The 6,793-nt window shown below is 52.4% G+C and carries 4 protein-coding genes and 1 pseudogene; 1 reads left to right on the forward strand and 4 read right to left on the reverse strand.

Features of this window, described 5'->3' with window-relative positions; genetic code table 11:
* Positions 1 to 99: 99 nt before the first annotated feature.
* From WA354_RS02620 to WA354_RS02635, 4 genes are all read right to left on the reverse strand, one after another.
* Positions 100 to 1,761, reverse strand: coding sequence for a hypothetical protein (locus WA354_RS02620; RefSeq protein ID WP_472811455.1), 1,662 nt, complete (start codon positions 1,759 to 1,761; stop codon positions 100 to 102).
* A gap of 106 nt (positions 1,762 to 1,867) precedes the next feature.
* A complete protein-coding gene (gene glsA, locus WA354_RS02625) occupies positions 1,868 to 2,923 on the reverse strand; it encodes a glutaminase A (protein ID WP_472811456.1) in 1,056 nt (351 codons plus the stop codon).
* A gap of 68 nt (positions 2,924 to 2,991) precedes the next feature.
* Positions 2,992 to 4,416, reverse strand: coding sequence for a DcaP family trimeric outer membrane transporter (locus WA354_RS02630; RefSeq protein ID WP_472811457.1), 1,425 nt, complete (start codon positions 4,414 to 4,416; stop codon positions 2,992 to 2,994).
* A 326-nt stretch (positions 4,417 to 4,742) separates the two neighbouring features.
* Entirely contained in the window at positions 4,743 to 5,798 is a 1,056-nt protein-coding gene (locus WA354_RS02635) for a DUF481 domain-containing protein (protein ID WP_472811458.1), read from the reverse strand.
* Positions 5,799 to 6,326: 528 nt separating this feature from the next.
* On the opposite strand from WA354_RS02635, the pseudogene WA354_RS02640 reads away from it, so the two are divergent.
* A pseudogene (locus WA354_RS02640) lies at positions 6,327 to 6,793 on the forward strand (mechanosensitive ion channel family protein); the annotation flags it as partial.

Genomic DNA, 6,793 nt, shown 5'->3' on the forward strand with positions numbered 1-6,793 from the left:
ACCATAAACAGAGTTACCTTGTGGTTTCTACGACGCAAACAACAAAATGTGTTCAGCATGGATAACCTCACCTTCTGATCGAGCTTGTTCCCATTCCGGTTAGAAGTTCAACACAAACGTCGAGTAGTAGACCCAGCCTTTGCCCCCGAAAGCAAAGGGTACTGAGGTGTAGCCGACAGGAGATTTTGAGAGATACATGAATTCGTTATTCCACCAAACGGCCCGATTCTTGGCCGGATACCAGTTCGCACCGATCCTTGTATCCCAGGGATCGCCGTTGGGTCCAAAGATCTTCGATCCGCTGACATACGCTTGCAAGGTCTTGGGAATGACCATCGCGGAGGATTGCATCTGGAAGCCCGTCGCAAAGTATGTAGGGATATTCAACGAGCCCGTTGTGCTGCGGAAATTGGTCAGCCAGCGCTGGTAGTACTCGCCTTCAAGCGAGATGCCGCGCTTCTTGATGCCGCCGTCCATATCCCACATCGTGTAGTCCACCTCGTTGACGTTCTTTCCGGGGCCAAAAAGGTTGTTATTGAAAACGAGTGTGCCATCTGTGAGTCGAATCTGGGTATTCTCGATACTCTCGGTACTCGGTTGGCTCTGCCTGTTTTCATCGCTGAATGAGAAGTGAGTTGCCACACGAGCAGCCAGCTTTTGGTGATTTTCAAAATCCCCGTAACCAGCGCCAAATTCACCGGTCGTGGGCATCCAGATCAGTGCGTTTGCCGTCGTCGCAGGTTTGCCGTCAAGCTGGGCGAAGCTCACTCCAAGAGCACTCAAGTTATTGCCGACCATGGTCATGTATTTAAGTTTGGGTGTGATGTCTCCTTTTGCCCAGACGCCAAATGTGTACGATGGCCTGAAGAATTCATCGGCTATAAGACGGGCGTCAACAGAAAGCCAGTATGGCCAATTGCCCTCGGTGGTTCTAACTCCGGGCAGGCCGTCAACTCCAGTCCCCAAAGTGATGTGACTATTAAACGTGTAAGTCATTCTTCCAGCTAAAACAACCTGTGCTCCTTGCCCCTGGTTCGCATTTGATGTCCATGCGTAAACGATGTATCTGAACTTAGGGTCTACAACCCAGCCAAGGAACTTAATGAATACCTTGGTCATATTGAAGTTATTCTGTCTCAGAACATTCGATGTCGTGCCAAAGGAGTTTGTGTAAGTCGGAGCAAGGTTAAGTTGGTTCAGGTAACGCCCGTACGTCAAAAAACTGATTCGCATATCGCCTTTTGGCGTCTCTGCTACTCTAATGCCGAGGCCAGGGCTATAATCGCCCCACATTGGCGACTTTTTCTCTTCGGCTTTTTCGGCGACAACGACTGGCTTCACTTCAATTGCGGGCTCCGGAGTGGTTAAACCTTGCTTTTCCTCAACCGCTAGAATCTGATTATCCTTGTTGATCGTCTCCGTAGGAACTTCCGGCTTCTTCGCGGTGAGCTCAGCCGGGTTGCTCACAGTTGCTGGCGCGGTGACACTCTGCCCCGCGAGTAGGCTGCGTAAGGCCGTCATCTGGTTGATCAGCTCTCTATTCTGATTCGCCAGTTCATTGTTCTGGTTCTCGAGACGCTTGTTTTGTTCCACGAGCGCGTCGATCTTGGCCAGTGCATCGGCAACTGATTGAGGTGAGATGATCGCGCCAGTCGGCTCCGAACCGGGTGCCTGGGAATAAACCCCTGCTGCGCCGCAAGATAGCAACAACGCAAAGACGCTAGTTATCGATAACGACCTCGTAAGGCTCCTGTGCCTCATACGATCAACCCTCGGAATTGCTCTGCCCGCTTGAATTGCTCAAAATAGGTGGGCTGGGCAAACAGAAAAGCGTCGTTCCGCTTGCTCAGCCCAAGTATTGTCTTAATTACTTCCAGCCCACTGACAATGGCGAATAGAGGTTGTAGTTCAGCTTATTGGCTACATACTCGATCACCTCTTGTGCCTTGACGCTATTACCTGCTTCGTCCAGCGGAGGGGCGAATACTACGATTGCGCCCTTTCCTGGAACGACTGCCAGTATGCCGCCACCGACTCCACTCTTCGCAGGAAGTCCCACGTGCCAGGCCCAGCCACCGGAGCCGTCATAGAGACCGGCCATCATCATCGCACTCAGGATATGAGGAACATCCTCAGACTTGATTACCACTTCACCGGTCTTAGGATTGATACCGTTGTTCGCCAGCGTGGCTCCCATTCTGGCAAGTTGAAGAGCGTTGACACCTACGGAGCATTGCTTGGTGTAGTTATCTACCGACTCAAATGGATCGGCATAGATCCGGTCATATTTGGCGAGAAGGTACGAAAGAGCCTTGTTTCCTTCATTCGACGCGGCTTCCGATTTGTAAACCTCATCGATTACGACGAGCTTCTCTCCTGCGGCTCTGCTGTAAAAGTCGAGAATCTTGGCCCACTTCTCATCTTTGTCTTTGCCGGAGATCAGGCTGGCCGTTGCTATAGCGCCGGCGTTCACAAGAGGGTTGGCGCTATGCGTCGGCATATCGACGACCGCTACCGGCGAGTTGAAGGCCCGCCCGGTCGGCTCCGAGCCTATCTTCTTGAAAACCTCGTCGGGGCCGAGTGACTCCATGGCAAGCGCCAGCGTAAACACCTTGGAGATTGACTGGATCGAGAACGAGTAGTCGACATCGCCCATGGTAATTACCTTGCCATCTGTAGTCACAACTGCGATACCGAACAGCTTGGAGTCCACATGGGCGAGATAGGGGATGTAATCTGCGTTCTTTCCCCTGGTCTCACCCTTGTATTTCTCGTAGGCTTCCGCAATCACCTTTTCGACATTTGCGCGGCTAGCGGCGACCGGGCTAGACTGACCGGTTTGGGCTGCGATTGAAAGTGGTAGAACGGTTCCCGCGATCGCAGCCGCCACCAGGAACGTTGCCGACATTCGCTTGATCTTCATCGTGATTCTCCTTTTTTCTTGGTTGATCCATGCGGATCAGATCTTCAAATCCTGCTCGTGCCGGTACGTCAGTAGCCGAACACCTTCGAGTAGTTGTACTTGAACGAAAACTGCACCTTGTAGTCGTTCACGCTGAAGCCGTCGCTGAAGTTCACGCGGCGTCCATACTGGAATTCGCCGCCGAACATGAAACTCGGAATGGGATTGTAGAGCAGATTAGTCAGCGCATAATCCCCGTGATGGAAGGCGTTCGCCTGCTGACCGTTTGGGTTCCACATATTCACGGCTGAATAGCCTCCAGCTGTGCTCAGCTTCTTGGTCCAGTTGTGATCGAGGAAGGCGACCACTCCCAGGACTGGCACCGCGACGCCTTTGACTCCCAGTGCCGTGCCAGGCTCAAGCTGAGGTGCTACGTCGACTGTTGCGTCGTTCATGTAGTTCTCAATACCATCTCCATACACAGCCTCGAGCCTGAGGACATCTTTGGCGCCTAAGTTGACATTGGAGGTTGTGTTGAATCCCCAGCCGAGAAGTTGCCGACTGAGATCCTGCGCCGGAGTCTTATTGAGGTCCGTCCATGCGATTTTTCTGAGCATGACTGCCTCCTGGACATACCCCCATTTCCGTGTAAAGCGGCCCTGGACAGATAGATCAGGAAGATTGAAATCCGACCTGACCCCAGTAAGATCGATGAAATCGCCGTAATTGCTTTGGTCTGCGCTGGCACCTGGACGTTCAGCTGCAATCGTGAGCGCATTCCTACCTTTGAGAGGCATCCATCGGAATTGAATGTTGCGGAAGAAGACCATTCCGTTCGGCCCCCAGTATTCGAGCGAATTGGGGAAGACGTCGATATCCATGAACGGACTCCAGGTCTGACCTGCGCCGAAATGGCCTAATTCTCCATAAGCCTGGCGCAGACGGAACGTCGTCTGTCCAGCATTAGATCCGGTGCCGAACAGCTCAAATTCAAACCAGGTCTTCAAGTCTCCATATTTGGTGGGCGAGGATGTTTTGATGCCGAATCTCGTCTGGCGAACGCTGAAAAAGACCGTTCCACTAGGTGCAAACTCATCTTTATATGCGTCCAACTTAGTGGGCCGCATGACGTCAAACCAGTTCGGATCGATTTGCCCGAAGTTGTAACCGGAATCAAGCATCACAGCCCCGTAGATATTGAAGGTGCCCTTAGGCGCGGGTTTGCCTGTTTCTGCGGGTGAAGCGGTTGGCTCTTTGGCGGCCGCTTCTTTCGCTGCGGCCTCCTGCGTTGCCTTTTCGAGGGCCGCTGCCTGTTTGGCTGCATCCATCTGGTTCTTCAGGTCCTGCATCTCTTTTTCGAGCTGGTCCATCTTCTTCTGCATTTCTTCGTTGTCCTGCGAAGGAGCGGATTGGCCAAAAGCACAAGCAGGAGTTCTGCCGAGGCCTGAGAGAAGCAGGCATGTGATGAATGGAATTAAAATTCGTTTTGACACCGATGAGCCAAAGAAGTTCATGTGCGGTCTCTCCTTAACAGTTTTCGCCAAACTCTGCTCACGTCTTTGCGGACCGAAACAAGTTCGGTTCTGACGCGCGCTCCAATATCGGAGATGTCGAATCAGGTTCTTGATCGTTTCTACGTTCAGGAGCCATCAGCCACAACTAGGGAATTCCCTAGTCGTGTGCGCGCTGTGATTGGGTAGGTCTCTTTGCCCATCGAGAAAGGAGTTTCCCAATGTATGCTGCCTGGAAGCGTGCACAAGTTCGCGGAACCTTGGCTGGGCCAGAAAGGGCAAGTCTGGCGCTCAGAGCGCAAAGCTAACTAACGGGATAGTGAGCCATGCTAATGGTTTCCGAAGCTCCAGTTCACGCCAGCGCTGGAACCGTAATCGCTTCCTGAGAAACCTGGCGGAGGTTGATTGTCCCAGTTACCGTAGAAGCTCACGTTAAAGTTGAATTTTCCCAAGACCTTTACGTTGTAGGCGGAATTCAGATTAAAGTGAACTCGTCCCAGATCCGAAATGGCGGGCAGAACGCTTGCCGTAACGTTGAGATTGGTCCGGTCGAATCGAAACACCTTTAGTTGTGTGTTGACCCAGGCGGCGCTAACATTTTGAGTCGAAGCCCCGATGACATTCTGCCCATAGTCAATATGCTGAAAGGCAAAACCTCCTGCAACGGCAATGAAAGCATTATTGCTGTTTTTCAAATATCTGCCGGCGCCGCCGCCATATGACGAGGATAGGTTAATGCCTTGCACCGTACTCTGCAGGAAGCTGGCAAAGCCAGTGTCGTACCAATTTTTCCACGGCATCATGTGCTGAGCTGAAGCGTCGACCTGATTGCGTGAGGATGCGGTCGTGTTTTTGCTGGAAGATAGACTTGAAATGAGGCTCGTGGATGCGCGCCAACGATCCCGCGGGTAGTTCAAATCCGTGGAAAGGTCATATTGGGAGGATTCATTGCCTTTGCTGTAAAGGGCACCAAGACCGACACTACCGTTGAAACGTTTCCAAAAACTCTGTGAAGACTGGTCCATGGTGGCGATGTGGCTTCGTTCTAGTTCCACGCTCTTACTTGTCTCTTCCATTACGTCGATCGAAACTGGCCGTTCGCCGTCAGTTTTTGACATGGAGATTTGCCCTGAATAGACCTCGCCATCTTGTGTTTTAACGATAAAGAGCTGACGACTTTCGAGGTGATCCACTTTGAACCAATTGATGGAAACGGTACCCAGTGCATAATCAAGTCCGACATATAGGACATCCGCGCTGAGGCGCTTGATCTCGCATGTTAGTCGATCGCCATTTTTCATCACGAGTACGTCGGATTTTTCTCTCGCAAATAGTGGCGAAGCAAACAGCACAATGATCCCAAAAAGAATCTGCAGCCTTCTCATTACGGCGCTCCCTGTAGGTCTACACCCGCCCGGTATACACGGGTGCGCTATCAACCGGCGACCGATGTGGCAACGCGTTGCCAATCGGTGCCTCGCTAAATCGGTTTGATCGAAGATTGGCGCGATCTCTTTAATCACGCAGACTTGGCCATCCGCTTGGATCTGGTTCTGAGACATGGAAGATGATCAACGCTCTCCGGCCGCGCAACAAGTTAGTCGAATCGATATAAGACGTTCCATTAGTTCTCTTACGCACAAGTAAGTTCCTTGACAACTAGGGAAATCCCCAGTGGACGCATCGCGGGAATATCAGTAACTATAGAGCAACAGTTGATTGTGACATCCGCACATAGAATCGTTGATCGCCTCTTGAAGTGATGCGGCTGCACGCACGACCGAAGCCAGTCTCTCGGCGTCATGAAAGGAGCGCACCACTTGCATAGCGATAAGGCGCGCCTCTCTTCCATGTCGTTTTCACGGAACTACAGACAATGTCTATCTAATAGCTTCTGCTTACTTTCCCTTGCAATGCTCCTGTGCGCCCCTGTCTGGGCGCAGCCTGGTAATCCGATTCCGACTCCCGCTGCGCCGCAACCTGAGCTACCGAAAGACGCCCTTGGGCGTACCACTCCACAAGGTACGGTCCTCGGTTTTCTGATTGCCGGTCGCAAGGGGGACTACGAGCTCGCCGCGAGGTATCTAGACACCCGCCTTCAGGGTGAACAGGCCGCGAGCCTTGCTCGTCAGCTCTACGCGGTTCTCGATCGTCGCCTGCCCCCGAAACTGAATGAGCTCAGTGACAAGCCCGAGGGATCACTCGCGGATCTGCTGCACCCCGAACAAGAACTGGTTGGAACCATCAGTGGCGACAGCGGCAACCTGGAGATACTCGTCGAGCGGTCGGATCGCGGGGAATCTGGATCCGTTTGGCTATTCTCCAGCAAGACCCTCGATGCGATTCCAGAGATTTATGAGGAAATCAACTTGGTATCGGT

It is taken from the genome of Occallatibacter sp. (assembly GCF_049802275.1).
Lineage (GTDB): Bacteria > Acidobacteriota > Terriglobia > Terriglobales > Acidobacteriaceae > Telmatobacter.